This is a genomic window from Streptomyces griseoviridis (assembly GCF_005222485.1).
GTDB lineage: Bacteria > Actinomycetota > Actinomycetes > Streptomycetales > Streptomycetaceae > Streptomyces > Streptomyces hintoniae.
Genome location: NZ_CP029078.1, coordinates 4010015 through 4027059 on the forward strand (window position 1 = coordinate 4010015; position 17045 = coordinate 4027059).

The 17045-nt window shown below is 73.3% G+C and carries 18 protein-coding genes; 11 read left to right on the plus strand and 7 right to left on the minus strand.

Annotated features, from left to right (window positions below):
* The first annotated feature begins 52 nt into the window (after positions 1–52).
* The 6 genes from DDJ31_RS16860 (at position 53) to DDJ31_RS16885 (ending at position 5760) form a co-directional block, all read left to right on the plus strand.
* Entirely contained in the window at positions 53–1213 is a 1161-nt protein-coding gene (locus DDJ31_RS16860; RefSeq protein WP_127179463.1) for a lipid-transfer protein, read from the plus strand.
* A gap of 61 nt (positions 1214–1274) precedes the next feature.
* The gene (locus DDJ31_RS16865; protein ID WP_127182752.1) at positions 1275–1691 is read left to right on the plus strand and encodes a Zn-ribbon domain-containing OB-fold protein; all 417 of its coding nucleotides are present in this window, start codon (positions 1275–1277) and stop codon (positions 1689–1691) included.
* Complete coding sequence (locus DDJ31_RS16870; RefSeq protein WP_127179462.1) at positions 1670–2458, plus strand: enoyl-CoA hydratase/isomerase family protein; 789 nt, start codon at positions 1670–1672, stop codon at positions 2456–2458. The genes DDJ31_RS16865 and DDJ31_RS16870 overlap by 22 nt, the downstream gene beginning before the upstream one ends.
* Positions 2459–2584: 126 nt before the next feature.
* Positions 2585–3337 (plus strand): hypothetical protein, encoded by a 753-nt coding sequence (locus tag DDJ31_RS16875; RefSeq protein WP_164784948.1) that lies wholly within the window; start codon positions 2585–2587, stop codon positions 3335–3337.
* A gap of 164 nt (positions 3338–3501) precedes the next feature.
* The gene (locus DDJ31_RS16880) at positions 3502–4422 is read left to right on the plus strand and encodes a helix-turn-helix transcriptional regulator (RefSeq protein WP_127179461.1); all 921 of its coding nucleotides are present in this window, start codon (positions 3502–3504) and stop codon (positions 4420–4422) included.
* A gap of 243 nt (positions 4423–4665) precedes the next feature.
* Positions 4666–5760 carry an aldo/keto reductase gene (locus DDJ31_RS16885; protein ID WP_127179460.1) on the plus strand — a complete coding sequence of 365 codons (1095 nt, stop codon included), beginning with the start codon at positions 4666–4668 and terminating at the stop codon, positions 5758–5760.
* Positions 5761–5780: 20 nt separating this feature from the next.
* Here the strand turns inward: DDJ31_RS16885 and DDJ31_RS16890 are convergent, their stop codons facing one another.
* From DDJ31_RS16890 to DDJ31_RS16900, 3 genes are all read right to left on the minus strand, one after another.
* Positions 5781–6362: a hypothetical protein gene (locus DDJ31_RS16890; RefSeq protein ID WP_127179459.1), complete on the minus strand. Its 582-nt coding sequence runs from the start codon at positions 6360–6362 to the stop codon at positions 5781–5783.
* 81 nt (positions 6363–6443) lie between these two features.
* Positions 6444–8801 (minus strand): serine/threonine-protein kinase, encoded by a 2358-nt coding sequence (locus DDJ31_RS16895; RefSeq protein WP_127179458.1) that lies wholly within the window; start codon positions 8799–8801, stop codon positions 6444–6446.
* Positions 8802–8980: 179 nt separating this feature from the next.
* A complete protein-coding gene (locus DDJ31_RS16900) occupies positions 8981–9841 on the minus strand; it encodes a VOC family protein (RefSeq protein ID WP_127179457.1) in 861 nt (286 codons plus the stop codon).
* Positions 9842–9963: 122 nt separating this feature from the next.
* Here DDJ31_RS16900 and DDJ31_RS16905 point away from each other — a divergent pair, with 122 nt between their 5' ends.
* The gene (locus tag DDJ31_RS16905) at positions 9964–10611 is read left to right on the plus strand and encodes a TetR family transcriptional regulator (protein ID WP_240678184.1); all 648 of its coding nucleotides are present in this window, start codon (positions 9964–9966) and stop codon (positions 10609–10611) included.
* A gap of 175 nt (positions 10612–10786) precedes the next feature.
* Here the strand turns inward: DDJ31_RS16905 and DDJ31_RS16910 are convergent, their stop codons facing one another.
* From DDJ31_RS16910 to DDJ31_RS16920, 3 genes are all read right to left on the minus strand, one after another.
* A complete protein-coding gene (locus DDJ31_RS16910) occupies positions 10787–10963 on the minus strand; it encodes a hypothetical protein (RefSeq protein ID WP_164784796.1) in 177 nt (58 codons plus the stop codon).
* A gap of 136 nt (positions 10964–11099) precedes the next feature.
* On the minus strand, positions 11100–11360 hold the full coding sequence (locus DDJ31_RS16915) for a hypothetical protein (protein ID WP_253302955.1): 261 nt from the start codon (positions 11358–11360) through the stop codon (positions 11100–11102).
* 9 nt (positions 11361–11369) lie between these two features.
* On the minus strand, positions 11370–11717 hold the full coding sequence (locus DDJ31_RS16920; RefSeq protein ID WP_127179456.1) for a hypothetical protein: 348 nt from the start codon (positions 11715–11717) through the stop codon (positions 11370–11372).
* Positions 11718–12082: 365 nt separating this feature from the next.
* On the opposite strand from DDJ31_RS16920, the gene DDJ31_RS16925 reads away from it, so the two are divergent.
* Together DDJ31_RS16925 and DDJ31_RS16930 are read left to right on the plus strand one after the other, a co-directional pair.
* A complete protein-coding gene (locus tag DDJ31_RS16925) occupies positions 12083–12922 on the plus strand; it encodes a helix-turn-helix domain-containing protein (RefSeq protein ID WP_127179455.1) in 840 nt (279 codons plus the stop codon).
* On the plus strand, positions 12922–13134 hold the full coding sequence (locus DDJ31_RS16930) for a DUF397 domain-containing protein (RefSeq protein ID WP_127179454.1): 213 nt from the start codon (positions 12922–12924) through the stop codon (positions 13132–13134). The genes DDJ31_RS16925 and DDJ31_RS16930 overlap by 1 nt, the downstream gene beginning before the upstream one ends.
* 30 nt (positions 13135–13164) lie before the next feature.
* Here the strand turns inward: DDJ31_RS16930 and DDJ31_RS16935 are convergent, their stop codons facing one another.
* A complete protein-coding gene (locus DDJ31_RS16935) occupies positions 13165–14475 on the minus strand; it encodes an acyl-CoA dehydrogenase family protein (protein ID WP_127179453.1) in 1311 nt (436 codons plus the stop codon).
* 83 nt (positions 14476–14558) lie between these two features.
* Here DDJ31_RS16935 and DDJ31_RS16940 point away from each other — a divergent pair, with 83 nt between their 5' ends.
* Both DDJ31_RS16940 and DDJ31_RS16945 read left to right on the plus strand, forming a co-directional pair.
* On the plus strand, positions 14559–15740 hold the full coding sequence (locus DDJ31_RS16940) for a thiolase C-terminal domain-containing protein (RefSeq protein WP_127179452.1): 1182 nt from the start codon (positions 14559–14561) through the stop codon (positions 15738–15740).
* A 176-nt stretch (positions 15741–15916) separates the two neighbouring features.
* On the plus strand, positions 15917–17002 hold the full coding sequence (locus DDJ31_RS16945) for a hypothetical protein (protein WP_127179451.1): 1086 nt from the start codon (positions 15917–15919) through the stop codon (positions 17000–17002).
* Positions 17003–17045: the final 43 nt, after the last annotated feature.

The window sequence follows — 17045 nt, forward strand, 5'->3', positions numbered from 1 at the left end:
GTAGCCTGACGACCTGTCAGCACACGGTGCACGGCACGGAGGTGGGCACAGCATGGCCGCAGCGGGCATCAAGGACGCGACCGCCGTCGTCGGCATCGGACAGACCGCCTTCGCCAGACACCTCCCCGAGGACGAACGCACCCTCGCCTGCCGCGCGGTGCTCGCCGCCCTCGACGACGCCGGGATCGCGCCGGGCGAGGTCGACGCGCTCGCCTCCTACACGATGGAGGAGACCGACGAGGTCGAGCTGGCCAAGGCGGTGGGGTTCGGCGACCTCACCTGGTTCGGCAGGATCGGCTACGGCGGCGGCGGTTCGTGCGCGACGGTCGCGCAGCTCGCCGCCGCGATAGCGAGCGGGCAGGCCAGTGTCGGCGTCGCCTGGCGCTCCCGCAAACGCGGCAGCGGCGCCCGCCCCTGGACCGACACCGTCCGCCAACTCCCCACGCCCGCCCAGTGGACGCGCCCCTTCGGGCTGCTCAGACCCGTCGACGAGATCGCCATGCTGACCCGGCGCTATCTGCACGAGTACGGCGCCACCCGCGACCACCTCTTCAACGTCGCGCTCGCCTGCCGCAACCGGGCCAACCAGAACCCGGACGCGATGATGTACGACCGGCCGCTGACCCGCGAGATGTACATGACGTCCCGGTGGATCAGCGAGCCGCTCTGCCTCTTCGACAACTGCCTGGAGACGGACGGGGCGTTGGCGTGCGTGGTGGTCGGAGCCGAGCGGGCGAGGGACTGCCGGCGCCGGCCGGTGCTGATCCACGCCGCCGCCCAGGGCCTGCCCGCCCAGCACCACGGCATGGTCAACTACTGGAACGACGACCCGCTCACCGGACCCGCCTGGGCCGCCGCCCGGCACCTGTGGAAGCACGCCGACCTGACCCCCGAGGACGTCGACGTGGCGCAGATCTACGACGCGTTCACCGCCCTGGTCCCGCTCTCCCTGGAGGGCTACGGCTTCTGCGGGCGCGGCGAGGGCGGCGCGTTCACCGAGCAGGGCGCCCTGGAGACCGGCGGCCGGCTGCCCCTCAACACGGGCGGCGGCGGCCTCAGCGAGGCGTACGTGCACGGCTTCAACCTCATCACCGAGGGAGTGAAACAGCTCCGCGGCACCAGCACCGCTCAGGTGCCGGGGGCGACGACGTGCCTGGTGACGGCGGGCGAGGGGGTGCCGACCTCGGCGCTGCTGCTGCGCGCGGGGGACTGACCGTGGCCGCGGTCACCACACGGAGGTCCAACAGCACGTTCACGGAGAGGAGTTGATGGCGTTGCTGACCCCGGTCGTCGACCCCGACGGCGCCCCCTTCTGGGAGCACGCCCGCGCGGGCCGGCTGCACATCCAGGCGTGCGCGGACTGCGGCACGTTCCGCTTCCCGCCGCGCCCCTGCTGCCCGCACTGCCAGTCGTTCGGCCAGGAGTGGCGCCGGGTGAGCGGCCACGGCCGGATCTGGTCGTACGTCGTCCCGCACCCGCCCCTGCTGCCCGACTACGCCGCGCAGGCCCCCTACAACGTGATCGTCGTCGAACTCGACGACGCCCCGCGGGTGCGGCTGGTCGGCAACCTCGTCACGGAGGCCGGGGCGCGGCTCGACTCGGTACCGCCCGAGCAGATCAGGATCGGGGCCAGGGTGCGGGTGGTGTTCGACGGCACGGGCCTGCCGCAATGGGTGCGGGAGCGGCCGTGACGGTACGGCTGGACACCGACGCCTCGACCGGCGTGGCCGTCGTCACCCTGGACCGGCCGGACCGCCTCAACGCGATCGACCTCGCGGCCCGTGACGAACTGCGGTCCGTGTGGCGGGCGTTGCGGTTCGACGCGGCGGTGCGGGCGATCGTCCTCACCGGGGCGGGGGACCGGGCGTTCTGCACGGGCATCGACCGGAGCACCGAGGTCCCGCAGCCCGACTCGCCCTACATGACGGACGATCCGCTGCTGCGGGCGGGCCCGAAATCCAACGACCTGTGGAAACCGGTGATCGCCGCGGTGACCGGCATGGCCTGCGGCGGGGCCTTCTACCTGCTGGGCGAGGCCGAGTTCGTGGTCGCCGACCCCGGCGCCACGTTCTTCGACCCGCACACCACGTACGGGATGGTCAGCGCGTACGAGTCGATGCTGATGGCGGCGCGGATGCCGTACGGGGAGGTGGCGCGGATGGCGCTGCTCGGCACGGCGGAACGGATCGGCGCGGCCCGCGCCCACCAGATCGGCCTGGTCTCCGAAGTGACGTCGCCAGGAGGCGCGTTGGCCGCCGCGGTGCGGAGCGCGACCGTCGTCGCCGGGTACCCGACGGTGGCCGTGCAGGGCACGGTGCGGGCGCTGTGGGCGGCCAGGGAGACGGCCCTCGCCGCCGGCTTCGCCCAGGCCCCGCACCTGATCGCACTGGGCAACCTGCCGGCGCGGGAGCAGTCGGCGCTGTTCGGCGCGCGGGGCACGGAGTTCGAGGTGCGCTGAGGCGGCGTCCGGGGGACCTGAGCGGCGCGGCGCGGCGCAGATCGGAGCGGAGCGGAGCGGGGCGGCGCGGATCGGAGCGGCGCGACGGCGACCGGAGCGCTTTCCTCCGCGCATAGGGTCGACGGTATGAAGATCGCAACGGGGAGGGTCGCGGTGGCGGCGGCTTCAGGGGCGGTGTTCGGGGCGGCGACCTCGCTGGCGAACGCGCTGTCGTCGCCGTACTCCCGGCTGGGAGCGCCACTGACGGGCACCGTCCCCGGCCGGACGGCCAAGGTACTGAGTCTGCTGCTGGACGCCGGCTGGTCCTGGGCAGCGCTCGCGGTCCTGGCGGGGGCGGGAGCGGCAGCGGGGCTGGGGGTAGCAGGTTCGGTCCGGGGCGCGGGGGCGGGGACGGGGTTGAGAGCCGCAGGGCCCGCCCGGGGCACGGTGGCGGGGACGGGGGCGGGGGCGGGGGCGGGGCTGGGGATCGCCGGTCTCGTCCGGGGCGCGGCGGCGGGAGTGGTGTCGCTGGCGGTCGCCTCGACGGCGTACTACGCCATGGACACGGTGGTCTTCGACGGCGGCACGGACACCCTCCTCTGGGTGATGGTGTCGGTGCCGTTCGGCTCGGTCCTCGGCGCGATCGGCGCGGCGGCCCGACGCCCGGGAGCGGTCGGTCTGCTCGCCGCGCTGACGGTGCCTGCGGGCGCGGCGGCCCAGATGCTGCTGATACCACCCAGGCCGCACCTCACCGTGACGGCGTCCATCGTGGTCGCGGAGACCGTCGTCTGGACCGGGGCCGCGCTGGGCACGGCCCTGGCGGTCCGCCAGTTCCTGCTCCAGCGGCGCACCTCACGGACCACCACCCCGGCCGACGCCACGGCGCTCCCGACCCTGTGAGACACACCCCAGGGGGCCGGGCCCGGGACCGCCGTCACGGAGGCGGCCGGGGTGGGGACACCCGATGGCGGGGCGGACGGAGCGGACGGCGCGCCTGACGGTGTGGCCGACGGGGGCCCTGGCAGGGACTCTCTCCGCGGGCGGGCCACGCCTACCCTGACGGTATGGACAACCGGGCCGAAATCCGCGCTTTCCTGAAGTCCCGCCGCGACCGGGTCACGCCGGAGCAGGCCGGTCTGCCCGTGTACGGCAACCGCCGGGTGACGGGACTGCGCCGCAACGAGGTCGCCCTGCTCGCCGGGATGAGCGTGGAGTACTACACCCGGCTGGAGCGAGGCGGTCTCGGCGGCGCCTCGGACGCCGTCCTGGACGCGCTCGGCCGAGCGCTGCGCCTCGACGACACGGAGCGGGCGCACCTGTACGACCTGCGCGCCACCGCCTCGGGCTCCGCGCGGGCGCGGCGGGGCGCCCCGGCGCGTCCGGCGGTCCGGGCGGGGGTGCGGCGGATGCTGGACGCGATGCCGACGCTGCCGGTGCTGGTGACGGACCAGCGTTTCGACGTCCTGCTGGCGAACCCGCTCGCGCGGGCCCTGTACGCGCCGGCCTTCGAGGACGCCTCGGGCAAGGCGGCCAACACGGCCCGCTTCTGCTTCCTCAGCCCGGCGGCCCGGCAGTACTACGTCGACTGGGAGCAGATCGCCCGGACGGCGGTGGGCGCGCTGCGGGTGGCCGCCGCGAAGGACCCCTACGACCGCGCGCTGTCCGACCTGATCGGCGAGCTGTCCACGCGCAGCGACACCTTCCGGGTGCTGTGGGGCGCGCAGGACGTACGCGTCTTCCGGGACGGGACGAAGCGGTTCCGGCATCCGGTGGTGGGGCGCCTCGACCTGGACCACGAGACGATGTTCCTGGCCGCCGACGACCAGGTGTGCGTGGCCGTCTACAGCGCGGCGCCCGGCAGCGCGTCGGAGGACGGCCTGAAGCTGCTGGCGTCCTGGGCGGCGACGACGGGCGACCGGGCGTCAGAGGGATCAGAGGGATCAGGGCAGTCGGAGGCGCCCGAGGAGACGGACGCGGAAGGCTGACCCGGCACCCGGCACCCGGCCCCCAGAGCCGCCCGTCCCCAACGGGACAGAGCAGAGCAGGGCACTGAACTGCATGGATGCCGATCGGACACCGAACCGATGGGAGTCCCCGCGGGTACCCCTCACGGCGTGGACTCCCACATCCCCGCGGCCCCCGGTTGCATGGTGAGGGCGCGGTGCCTCTCCCCTGAGGCGCCGGATCGCCCGCACACCCCACCCGCACCCCTGGAAGGAACGGAAGCGATGAAGTACCGCACGCTCGGTCGTTCCGGTGTCGCCGTGTCCAAGCTGGCCCTCGGCACCATGTACTTCGGCACCGAGAACACCGAGGAGGAGTCGTTCGCGCTGCTCGACGCCTTCGTCGAGGCAGGCGGCAACCTGGTCGACACCTCGGACGTCTACTCCGGCAGCGTCTCGGAGCGGATCATCGGCCGCTGGCTGGCGGCCCGGCCCGCCGACGTCACCGACCGCGTCGTCCTCACCTCCAAGGGCCGCTTCCCGACCGGCCCGGACGTCAACGACCTCGGCCTCTCCCGCCGTCACCTGAGCCGCGCCCTCGACGCCTCCCTGCGCCGCCTCGGTGTGGAGACGATCGACCTGTACCAGTTGCACGGCTGGGACGCGCACACCCCGGTCGAGGAGACGCTGTCCTTCCTGGACGACGCGATCCGCGCCGGGAAAGTGCACTACGCCGGGCTGTCCAACTTCACCGGCTGGCAGCTCCAGTTGACCGTCTCCACGGCCAGGGCGATGGGCGTCCACGTCCCGCTCACGCTCACGCTCCAGCAGCAGTACAGCCTGCTGTCCCGGGAGAGTGAGTTCGAGATGGTCCCCGCCGCCCTGCACAACGGCATCGGCCTGCTGCCCTGGTCCCCGCTGGCGGGCGGCTTCCTCACCGGCAAGTACCAGCGCGGCACCACGCCCGCCCCCGACACCCGGGCCGGCTCGGCCAACGAGCTGTACCAGTACGTGTCGGCCGAGTACGCGTCCCTCGACCGCAACTGGGCCACCATCGGCGAGGTCGTGCGCGTCGCGGGAGAGAGCGGCGCCACCCCCGCCCAGGTGGCCCTGAGTTGGATCGCCGACCGGCCCGGCGTCACCGCACCGATCTTCGGCGCGCGCACCCTGGCCCAGCTGCACGACAGCGTCGCAGCCGCCGACCTCACCCTCGACGACGAGGCCGGCGCCGCACTCGAGAAGGTCAGCGCCCCCGCGCCGGGCGGCTACCCGTACGGCGCGTTCGGCACCACCCAGCGCGACCGCCGCCTGCGGGGCGGCTCCCAGGCCCAGGGAGAACTCGTCGCCGAGGGTTCCGACCATCCACTGGGCCGCGCCTGAGCGGGAACGCCCACGTCCACCTACCTGATCTCCGCCCGCCGTTCGACGACGCAGTGGTCGACGGCCGCGACCAGGTCGTCCGGGGCCTTCACCCGGACGGTCGCCGTGTCCTTCGCGGCGACCGTGATCGTGGCCGAGCGGGTGGCGAACGCCAGGTCCGCGGAGTTCTCGAAGTCGACCCGGACCGCGAAGGTGCCCTTGCGGCCGTTCGGGTTGGTGACGGCGACCGTGGTGTACGGGTCGCGGGTGGTGGCGCAGCTGACCAGCTTCGCGGTGCCGTCCGCCTGTCCGCTGCCGCCGGTCGCGGAGGAGGCGGTGGGGGTGGAGCGGTATCCGGGACGGCGGTTCGTGGGATCGGTGGGGGCGCCGGCGCCCCCGGTGCCGTAGCTGTCGCCGTAGCCGTAGTCGTCGTCAGCCGTGGCGCTGCGGCCCGCGCTCGTGGAACTGTCGTGGTCCTGGCGTGAGTTGCTGCATCCGCCGCCGGTGCTGTCGCCGTGGCCGTGGTGCCGGCTCCCGTGCCGGCCGGTGGAGAACCCGGTCAGCGCGAGAACCGTGAGCGCGGCGACCGCCGTGTACTTGATCGTGCTTCCCCGTGTGTGCATGGGGGCACTGTAGGGACCGACTGTCACGGTCATGTCACCGTGATGGGGGCACCTGGAGGAGATCCCGGCGGCCGCTCCCCCTCACGCCGTCCTGGCTGTTCCCGTCCCCTTCTCCGCGTCCAGCGCGTACACGCAGCGGTCCTTGCTGCAGGCGTAGACGACGCCGTCGCGGACGACAGGGGAGCCGGTGATCTCGCCGCCCGTGGCCAGTTTCCAGCGGAGGCGGCCGTCGTCGGCCTTCAGGGTGTAGAGGAGGTGGTCGGTGGAGCCGAAGTGGATACGGCCCTCCGCGACCGCCGGGGCGCCCACGATGTCGCCGCCCGACTGGAACCGCCATTTGGGTGTTCCGGTGACCGCGTCCAGGGTGTAGAGGCCCTTGCCGCTGCCGACGTGGACATGGCCAGCGGCGACCAGGACGGGGTCGATGGAGGCGCGGGACTCGGTGGCGATGCGCCAGCGGTCGCGGCCGTCGGCGGCGTCGAGGGCGTAGACGGTGCCGAGGTAGTCGGCGAGGTAGACCCCGCCGCCGGTGACGGCCGGGCCCGGCACGAAGGCGGGCGGCGAGAGGAACGCCGCCGGGGCCTCGAAGTGCCACTTCACATGGCCGCCCGCGACCTCGATGGCGAGCACCCGGGTGCCGGCCGAGACGTAGACGTAGCCGTCGGGGGCGTGCGTGAGGCGGACCGGTACGCCGCCGCAGGAGGCCGCGTCGCCGATCGGGTAGGACCAGCGTTCGTCGCCGGTGCGGGCGTCAAGCGCGCGCAGCCGGGCGTCCTGCCAGATGTAGACGGTGCCCTCGTGGACGGCGGGTCCCGCCTCGGGCGACTCGAAGTCGGTCTGGCAGCCGGTGGCCTCCCACAGCTTCTGGCCGCTGGACGCCTCCCACGCCTGGACCCCGCCGCCGCGGCTGCCGGTGACGACCGTGCCGCGGTCCGCCTGGATGGAGTACACCCACGCGTCGGTGGACAGCCGCCACAGGTCGGCGCCCTCGCGGGCCTCCAGGGCGAAGAGGGTGGGGCCGTCGGAGGCGTGGATACGGCCGTCGGCGACCGCCATCGACCAGGCGACGTCGCGGGTCTTGAAGCGGCGGCGGCCGGTGGCGACGTCCAGGGCGTGCACCTCGAAGGAGGTGACGTAGACGAGGTCGCCGTCGACGGACGGGGTGCCCCAGACGTCGTTCGACATCCGGAACCGCCAGGGGCGCCAGGCGCCGTTGACGGTCTCCGGGGGGAGCGCGGGAGGCGCGGGGACGACGGGGTCGGCGCCGTTCACGCCGGGGCGCGGTTTGGACCAGGAGGCGGCGAGCGCCGACTCCGGGGGCGGCGCCTTGACGGCGGCGGCGCGGACGTCCGAGACCCGGGGTCCTGGGCCGATCGGCACCTGGGCGCCGGCCAGCCTGACCGGTCCCGGCGCGGGGGCGCCGACCGGGACCGGGGGCGCAGGGACGACCGGGTCGTGGGAGGGCGGGGGCGGGATGGGCAGCGGCGCGGGTCTGGCCGCGCCGGCGCCGCGGGCGGGCGGCTGGCCCGGCTTCGGGGCGGGACGGCCGTTGCGGCGGGCCTCGATCAGTCCGACCGCGCGCTCGGGCAGCCACGCGGACGCGGTGCCGCTGTCGTCGGAGCCCGACCCGAACAGGTGCGGGGCGAGCTGGGACTGGAGGTCGGCCGGGTTGGGGCGGCCGGTGGCCTCCATCTGCATGCAGGAGTCGATCAGCGGGCGCAGTTCGTCCGGCAGGCCCTCCAGGTCGGGCTCCTCACGCAGCAGCATGAAGACCGTCTCGACCGGGTTGGCGCCGTGGAACGGCGGGTGGCCGGTGGCGGCGAAGACCAGCATCGAGCCCAGCGAGAAGACGTCGCTCGCGCCGGTCACGCTGCGCGAGTCCTTGGCCTGCTCGGGGGACATGTAGGCGGGGGTGCCGACCGCGACGTTCGTCATCGTCAGACGGGTGTTCGAGACGCCGGAGGCGATGCCGAAGTCGATGACGCGCGGGCCGTCCTCGACGACCAGCACGTTGGACGGCTTCAGGTCACGGTGCACGAGACCGGCGCCGTGGATCGACTGGAGCGCCTCGGCGACCCCCGCGGCGAGCCAGCGCACGGCCTGCGCCGGCATCGGCCCGCACTCGTTCACTATCTCCTCGAGCGACGGCGCCGGCACGTACGCGGTGGCCAGCCAGGGCACGGCGGCGCGGGGATCGGCGTCGACCACGGCCGCCGTGTAGAAACCCGAGACCGCGCGGGCCGCCTCCACCTCGCGGGTGAAGCGGACCCGGAACAGCTGGTCCTCGGCGAGTTCCGTACGGACCGTCTTGATCGCCACGCGGCGCCCGGACGCCGAGCGCGCGAGATAGACCAGCCCCATGCCGCCCGCACCCAGCCGTCCCAGCACCTCGAACGGCCCGATCCGCCGCGGATCGTGCTGCGTCAGCTGATCCACCACTTGCCTGCCACCTCCCCGTACGGGCCGCGCCACCGACTTATGGGCGCGACCCCGTGCAGCGTCTCACCACCGCACCGCCATGGCGGCACGCACCCTGATTCTTCCTGTCCTGGCCACAGGTTGCGAACCCGGGCACGAATCTGGGTGCCTGCCCCCATACCGAGACAAAAGATGCCTGGTCAGCGCTGGAGGACGGCGAACGACGCCCCTTGATTGTCGATGACGACCGCCACTTTTCCGTACGACGTCTCGAACGGCGGCACCTGGACCCGCCCGCCGAGCCTGACGACGGTGCGCACGGCGGCCTCGCACTCCTCGACCCGGAAGTGGACGACGAAGTGCGGGGGCATCTCGGCCGCGAACGCCTCCCCGACCGAGGCCCGCCCGAAGTCGGGCTCCGCGCCGGGACCGAACAGGGCGTCGTGGAAGAGGCCGCCGTAGAAGTCGTTGGCGGTCTCGGTGTCCCGCGCGTACAGCTCGGCCCAGGCGAACGTGCCCGGCTCGTGCCGCCGCCCGAAACCGGGGTGCCGGTTGGGCTGCCAGAGCCCGAAGACGGCGCCCTCCGGATCCGCCACCAGGGCGGTGACGCCGAGGTCGGCGACCGGCAGCGGCGCGGTGACGACCTGCCCGCCGGCCGCCCAGACCCGGTCGGCGAGCGCCTCGGCGTCCGGGGTGGCGAAGTACACCGTCCAGACGGTGGGCATCCGCCCGTCCTTCTTCGGCGCGAGCGAGGCGACGGGTTCCCCGCCGAGCCGGGCCACGACCGGACCGCCGGGACTCCCGAAGCCCGCCGAGGCCCCAGCGGCCCCAGCAGCCCCAGCGGTCCCAGCGCGCCCAGCGCCCGGAGCACCCTCGGCGCCCGGAACGCCCTCGGCTCCCCCAGAGCCCTCGGCGCCGCCCCCAGGGCCCTCGGTGGCCTCGGGGAACGTCCACCCGAAGAGATCACCGTAGAACCGCTTGCCCGCGGCGACGTCGGGAAGCTGCGCGTCCACCCAGCAGGGGACGCCCTCTCCGTATGCGGATGCCCTATTTTCGGCCATAGCGCCAAAGTAACGGCGACGCGCGCACCCCGCAGACCAGGCACAGCCCCCTCCGGGACCTCGTGCACCCCATTTGCAGTCGGCCGAATCGCGCTCCCATCACCCCTCGGTAAGCTGACGGCATGACAGGACAAGTGCGTACCGTCGACGGCCGCGTGGCCGGCCGACGTGGGCAGGCGACCCGGCAGAAGCTGCTCGACTGCCTCAGCGAGATGCTCAGCTCCTCCCCCTACCGGGACGTCAAGGTCATCGATGTCGCCCGGAAGGCGGGGACTTCGCCCGCGACCTTCTACCAGTACTTCCCGGACGTCGAGGGTGCCGTCCTGGAGATCGCCGATCAAATGGCCGCCGAAGGAGCCGGGTTGACCGAGCTGCTGGCCGGCCGCAGCTGGGTGGGAAAGGCCGGCTGGCAGACAGCGCAGGAACTCGTGGACGGTTTCCTGGAGTTCTGGCGGAAGAACGACGCGATCCTCAGGGTCGTCGATCTCGGCGCGGCCGAGGGTGACAAGCGGTTCTACAAGATCCGGATGAAGATCCTCAACTCCGTCAACAACTCCTTGGCCGACTCCGTCGCGGAGTTGCAGTCCAAGGGCAGGGTCGACAAGGACGTGAACCCGGCGGCGGTCGCCGGTTCGCTGGTCGCGATGCTCGCGGCGGTCGCCTCGCACCAGAAGGGATTCCAGAGCTGGGGTGTGAAGCAGGCCGAACTGAAGCCGAACCTGGCCTTGTTGGTTCATCTGGGCGTGACCGGAAAGAAGCCGACCAAGTAGCCGTGCGGACGGCTACTGGCCCGAGTCCTGTCAGGCAGGCGGCGGTTGTCCCCGAAACGGGCCGCCGCCTGCCGCGCTGTCCGTGCGGCCGACTCGACACCGGGGACCCGTTCTCTCCCCAGGGCGCCGTCGGGACGCCTCAACCCCTCGCGGACCCGCGCCGACGAGGACGGGCTCACCCCTCCGCGGGGACGGCCCAGACCTCACCCTGCGGCCCGTCGAACCAGACGCGCTGCCCTGACCGGTCGACGGCGAGCCCGAACCGGCCGACCTCGGGGGCGCCGCGCTCCCGCCACCCCAGGTAGGCGGCCAGCACCTCGCCCCACAGCCGCCGCGGCCCCGACTGCCACACGGAGGCGAGCCGCTGCCCGTACCGGTGACCAACTTCTCCTCGGTGACGTCCGTGACGCCGCGCTCCGCGTCCTCGAAAGGGCCCGCCAGAAGATGTCCGTCATGGTGGACGCCCGGACCCCGCTCCGCCCTGGCCTTCATGAACTCCACGGCACGCAGGAACGGCCCCTCGGCGATGTCCCCCTGACCGTCAGGCGCAGGACGGCGTCCGCGTTCCCGTAGGACGTGCCCCAGGGCACGAGGATCACCCCGCCCGACCGGGTCTGCCCGATCCACGCGGGAGGCACCCGGCGCACCCCGGCGGTCGCCATGACGCGGTCGTAGGGACCCGAGTCCGCGCAGCTGAGCAGCCCGTCACCCACGACGACGCGACGCGCTTCGCCCCGGCGAAGGAACACGAAGGCCGCTCAGCATGCCCCGCGCCCCGCGCACGACCGGCATGCCCCGAGTTCCCACGAGTGCCCCGGCTCGTGACCGTCGAAGAGATGGCACACCGTGTCCTCGCGGGGGCCGCGCGCGGGACAGGGCGGCAGCAGGGCGTACGTGAACCCGGCCGCGTCCCACAGCACCCACAGTTGCGTGTCGGGGTCGATCTCGCACAGGTAGGCGGCATGGCTTCCGCCGTGCCCCGCCACCGGCTCGCACGCGACCTCCCCCTCGTACGCGTGCGGTTCCCCGAGGTCCTCCCCGACGCGACGGAGCTGCCGGAGCAGTTCGTCGAGCGGGGGCCGTCCGACTGCGTCACAGGGCCTCATGACGCGTCCTCCAAGGCCCCGGGGAAGGCAGGCCCGACGAGGTGGACCCCGTGCGCCCGCCCCCACCCCGCGCCGGCCACCCGAAGACGCGGCGCGAGGTCGACGGGATCAACGTCCCTCTCCCTGGCGCCCGTTACGGGACACAGGCACCAGCGACCGCACAACTCGCCCCGGATCCTCCCGACCCGCTCCCGCGTGTGCACCAAGAGGGCACCGAGGGCCGGGGCGGTCGAAAGAGCTTGCCGCTCGGCGGAAACACCGTCGACAGACATGATCAGCTCCGCTCTGTAGTCGTTCCACTACTGGGAGCGCTCAGAGTGACCTAGAGTCAGCGTGTCTTCAACGTTCTGAAATCGGAGGACACGTTGGTAAACCGTAGGGAGTTGAATCCAGAAGCAAGTCCGCGAGCAGCCTTCGGCGCCCGCGTACGCACGGCACGCGAAGAACATGGCTGGCTGCAGGACGAACTGGCCGAGGTGGTCGGCTACTCCGGCCGACATATCTCTGCGATCGAAACTGGCCGCAAGCCGCCAACTCTCCGTTTTTCGCGCAGCCTGGACGCGGCACTGGGCCTCGCAGGAACGCCCGAATCATTCGAACGCGCCTGGAGGGAACTGCGGAACGGCAGCTTGCTGGAGGGTTTCCCGGAGTACCTGGCACACGAGGTCCGTGCCGCAGAGATCCGACTCTTCGACGTGGGAGTGATCCCAGGGCTGCTTCAGACACCTGAGTACGCGAGAACCATTGAAGAGGGACACGTGAGGCGGGGCACACTCACTACCGAACAAGCCCTGGAGCGTGTGGAGTCCCTGGCGGAACGGCAAGCAGCTCTGACGCGGCGCATCGCGCCCATAGTGATCGTGGTCCTGGACGAGAGCTGCATCCATCGCTCGATCGGAGGCGCGGAGGTCATGCGACGGCAGTTGGCGCATCTGATCGAGTTCGCCGAACAGCCGCACACCGTCCTCCAACTGGCCCCTTTCGCCATAGGCGAGCGCCGTCCGTTCAACAGGCTGGTGAACCTCTTGACTCTGCCCGACCGCTCCGTGATGTCCTACGTCGAGTCCGAGACCAACGGCCATCTGGACAGGGAGATCACTTCCGTATTGCCACTGGTGAGGGCCTACCATCAGCTACAGGCCGAAGCACTCTCCCAAGCGGCCTCCGTCGCCGCGATCAACGAGGCACGAAAGGGCACACCGTGATGATCGACACTCCCTCCTCCCCATGGATCAGGTCCTCGTACAGTGGCAGCGGCGGCTCCTGCGTCGAATGGGCCCCAGCGCACACGACCAGCACCGGCATAGTCCCCGTCCGCGACTCGAAAGACCCGCGCGGACCCGTGCTCGCCCTCCCGATCACCGCGTTCGCCGCCTTCGTCGCAGGCGTCAGAGACGGGGAGTTCGGCGCCGTCTGAGTATCGGGGCGTGGTTCGGTGCCCGTCCGTTCACACCGTGACCTCTCCTCCCTCGAAGAGACGCGCGCTGTCCGCCGCGTGCGCCCGCAGTCGGTGGGCAGGTCCGAACAGCAGCTCGTCGCCCGCCGCGCGCTTGAAGTACAGATGCGCCTCGTGCTCCCAGGTGAACCCGATCCCGCCGTGCAGCTGGATCCCCTCGGCGGCGGCGCACCGCAGCGCGTCGAGCCCCTGCGCGAGCGCCAGCCCCCCGACCCGCCCCACGCCTCCCCCGGCAGGCGCGGCGGACCCGCCGTCCACGTCCGACGCCCCGGCCGGCCTCCCCGGCGTCCCGGCAACGCCCTCCGGCGCCCCTTCCGGCCTCCCCTTCGTTCCGGTCGCGCCCTCCGGCCGTCCGCTCGCCCACGCCGCGTAGTAGGCCGCCGAGCGGGCTGATTGCAGGCGGACGTACACGTCGGCCAGGCGGTGCTTGACGGCCTGGAAGGAGCCGATCGGGCGGCCGAACTGTTCGCGGCGGGCCACGTGTTCGACCGTGGTCTCCAGCGCGCGCCCGGCGGCTCCGACGGCCTCGCAGGCGAGCACCGTCGCCGCCCGGTCCCCGACGGCGGCCAGCGCCCCGAGCACATCGGCGTCCTCCTCGCCCAGCAACTCGCCCTCCACATCGCGCAGTTGCACCCGCCCCTGGGGCCGGGTCGCGTCGAGCGCGGTGCGCCGGGCGCGGGTGACGCCCCGCGCGTCCCCGCGGACCAGGAAGATCAGCGTCCGGGACCGGGCGAAGCCGCCGCTGTGCGCGGCGACCAGCAGCAGCGCCGCGCTGTGCCCGTCGAGCACCTGGTCGACCTCCCCGTACAGCCGCCACCCGGTGCCCGTCCGGCGGGCCTGCACGCCCCCCGCGCGGCCACCGCCGGCCCACTCGTCGCCGGCCGCGCCGGTCAGCGCGAGGGCGGTGGCGAGCGCCGGTCCCGGCACCGCGAGGGCGGCGGTGAGGCTCCCCTCCGCCAGCCGGGGCAGCAGCCCCGCGCGCTGCGCCTCGGTGCCGAGGGCCAGCAGCAGCGGAGCGGCGAGGACGGTGGTGGCGAGCAGCGGGGACGGCGCGAGGGCGCGGCCGGTCTCCTCGCAGGCCAGGGCGAGGTCGGCGAAGGGGCAGCCGACACCGCCGTACCGCTCGGGGAGGGCGAGCGCGGGCAGGCCGAGCTGTCCGGCGAGGGCGGCCCACAGGGCGGGGTCGTGGCCGGACGGCCGGTCGACGGCGGCGCGCAGCTCCTCGGGGCCGCAGCGGCTGCGCAGGAGTTCGCGCAGGGTACGGCGGATCTCGTCCTGTTCGGCGGTGAAGCTGGCGTCCATGGCACTTCCCTCCGGATCTGACGGTCCGTCATATTAGGAGCCGGGGCACGAGTTGGACAGAGGAGAGCGGGAGGTGACCGCGCATGGCCGAGGTCGGGACGTCGGGCGGCCGTAAGGTCGCGGTGGTGGGGGCGGCGCTGTCCGACTGCGGGCGTCTGGACGACGCGACCCCGTACGGGCTGCACGCGCAGGCGGCCCGCAGGGCGCTGGCGGACGCGGGCCTCGACCCCCGCCAGGTGAACGGGTTCGGCTCGGCGGGCCTCGGCACGCTGGCCCCGGTCGAGGTGGCCGAGTATCTGGGCCTGCGTCCCACCTGGGTCGACTCCACGGCGGTCGGCGGCTCGACCTGGGAGGTGATGGCCGCGCACGCCGCGGACGCCATCGCCGCCGGCCACGCCGACGCGGTGCTGCTGGTCTACGGCTCCACGGCCCGCGCCGACATCAGGGCGGGCCGGCGCACCGGTGACCTCTCCTTCGGCGCCCGCGGCCCGCTCCAGTTCGAGGTCCCCTACGGGCACACGCTGATCGCCAAGTACGCGATGGCGGCCCGCCGGCACATGGTCGAACACGGCACTACGATCGAGCAGTTGGCGCAGGTCGCGGTGCAGGCGCGGGCGAACGCGGCACTGAACCCCGAGGCGATGTTCCGCACCCCGCTCACCGTGGACGAGGTGCTGGCCGGGCCGATGATCGCCGATCCGTTCACGAAGCTGCACTGCTGTCTGCGCTCGGACGGCGGGGCGGCGGTGCTGCTGGCGGCCGAGGAGTACGTACGGGACTGCCGGACCGCGCCGGTGTGGGTGCTGGGCACCGGCGAGCACGTCTCGCACGCGGCGATGTCCCAGTGGCCGGACTTCACGGTCTCCCCCGCGGCGGTGAGCGGCCGGCTGGCCTTCGAGCGGGCCGGGGTGCGCCCCGAGGAGATGGACTTCGCCGAACTGTACGACGCCTTCACGTACATGACCCTGGTGACGCTGGAGGATCTCGGGTTCTGCGCGAAGGGCGAGGGCGGCGCGTTCGTGGAGCGGGGACGGCTGCGGGTGGCGGGCGGTGAGCTGCCCGTGAACACCGACGGCGGCGGTCTCTCCTGCCAACACCCCGGGATGCGGGGCCTGTTCCTGCTGGTGGAGGCGGTGCGGCAACTGCGCGGCGAGGCCGGGGAACGCCAAGTGCGGGGACGGGACGGACAGATCGCGCGCCTCGGGGTGGCGTCGGGGACCGGAGGGTGGTTCTGCTCGTCGGGGACGGTGGTGCTGGGCCGGTGAGGGGGTGGCGGTCCTGGGTGAGGGGGTGGCCGGGCCCGGTGAGGGGGTGGCCGGGCCCGATAAGGGGGTGCGGCTGCCCCTCCCCACCCGCCGCTCCGTGGACAGGGCCCGCGCCGGTCGGCGGAAGGTCATTCACAGGTCTGTCGGCCGTCATCCCGGCCCTGCACAATCGCCGTATGACGACCACCCCGGTCACGCAGCCCGCGCGCGTCACGCCCGCCTCCGCCGCCCTGGGCTTCCTCACGAGCGGTGTGGTCGCGGCGTCGCTGACCGCTCTCGTCGTGGGTGTGGTCCTGGAGCGGGTGCCGCTGATCCTCTCGGGACTCTGCGCCCCCGTGGTGTACGGGCTGCTGTACCTCCTCGCGGGGGCGCCGCGGCGGGCCAGGGAGGCGGCGATCCCGCCGGCGACGGCCCTCGCGGTGATCGAGAGCCTGGAGGCCGTCGGGGGCGAGTCGGGTGACGTGCCGGTGCGGTTCGTTCTCACCGTCGCGCCCGACGACGCCCCGGCCTACCGGGTCGAGACCAGGCAGGACATCAACCTCGTCGACCTGCCCGACTACCGTCCGGGCGGTGTCCTGGTGGTCCAGTACCCGACCCAACGGCCCTGGCGGGTGAGGATCGTGAAGCGTCCCACCCCCGAGTGGGAGGAACGGGCGGCGGGCGCCCGGATCGACTCGGTGCCCGGCCCCGCCCTGGTGCGCGACCCGTCACCGACCAGGGCGCCGTGCCTGGTGGTGCTCCTCGGCCTGGTGTGCGGTGCGGCCGCCGTGCTGATGCCCTTCCGCGCCGACCTGTCCGACGCGGGCAGCGCCGAGCCCTCCGCCGCGCCGCCGTCCGTGTCGTCCACGACGTCGAGCACGGTCGTCTCGTCGTCGTCCGGCACCGTCACCCTCGGCCCCGGCCAGTCGTTCCTCGACGAGGGTGAGCTGGGCCGGGCCGTCGACGGGCTCACCGGGGACGGCGGGAGCCACGACGCGCTCACCGTCGTCGTGCAGGAGCGCCTGCTCACGGTCGTGTTCGCGCCCACCGGCAGCCGCGCTCCCGGGTTCGACCCGCGCTCCCTGCCCGCCGCGCGCGTGCCCGCCCTGGTCGAGGAGGCCACCGGCACGCTCGGCGTGCGCACCGCGCGGACCTGGCAGGTCGTCGTGGACGGCGTGGGCGGCTCGGTCAGGATCAGGGTCCTGGTGAGCGGGTCCGAGGGCACGGCCTCGCTTGAGGCGGACGGGGACGGCCACGTGGTGCGGCGCACCCGGGCGGGCTGACCTCCGTCACGGGACCGGCGCGGGAGGGCGGCGGCATCGCGGA

Coding starts and splice junctions, on each gene's coding strand:
- DDJ31_RS16860 (WP_127179463.1), top strand. CDS start 53: ATGGCCGCAGCGGGCATCAAGGACGCGACCGCCGTCGTCGGCATCGGA.
- DDJ31_RS16870 (WP_127179462.1), top strand. CDS start 1,670: ATGGGTGCGGGAGCGGCCGTGACGGTACGGCTGGACACCGACGCCTCG.
- DDJ31_RS16875 (WP_164784948.1), top strand. CDS start 2,585: ATGAAGATCGCAACGGGGAGGGTCGCGGTGGCGGCGGCTTCAGGGGCG.
- DDJ31_RS16880 (WP_127179461.1), top strand. CDS start 3,502: ATGGACAACCGGGCCGAAATCCGCGCTTTCCTGAAGTCCCGCCGCGAC.
- DDJ31_RS16885 (WP_127179460.1), top strand. CDS start 4,666: ATGAAGTACCGCACGCTCGGTCGTTCCGGTGTCGCCGTGTCCAAGCTG.
- DDJ31_RS16890 (WP_127179459.1), bottom strand. CDS start 6,362: ATGCACACACGGGGAAGCACGATCAAGTACACGGCGGTCGCCGCGCTC.
- DDJ31_RS16900 (WP_127179457.1), bottom strand. CDS start 9,841: ATGGCCGAAAATAGGGCATCCGCATACGGAGAGGGCGTCCCCTGCTGG.
- DDJ31_RS16905 (WP_240678184.1), top strand. CDS start 9,964: ATGACAGGACAAGTGCGTACCGTCGACGGCCGCGTGGCCGGCCGACGT.
- DDJ31_RS16920 (WP_127179456.1), bottom strand. CDS start 11,717: ATGAGGCCCTGTGACGCAGTCGGACGGCCCCCGCTCGACGAACTGCTC.
- DDJ31_RS16930 (WP_127179454.1), top strand. CDS start 12,922: ATGATCGACACTCCCTCCTCCCCATGGATCAGGTCCTCGTACAGTGGC.
- DDJ31_RS16935 (WP_127179453.1), bottom strand. CDS start 14,475: ATGGACGCCAGCTTCACCGCCGAACAGGACGAGATCCGCCGTACCCTG.
- DDJ31_RS16940 (WP_127179452.1), top strand. CDS start 14,559: ATGGCCGAGGTCGGGACGTCGGGCGGCCGTAAGGTCGCGGTGGTGGGG.
- DDJ31_RS16945 (WP_127179451.1), top strand. CDS start 15,917: ATGACGACCACCCCGGTCACGCAGCCCGCGCGCGTCACGCCCGCCTCC.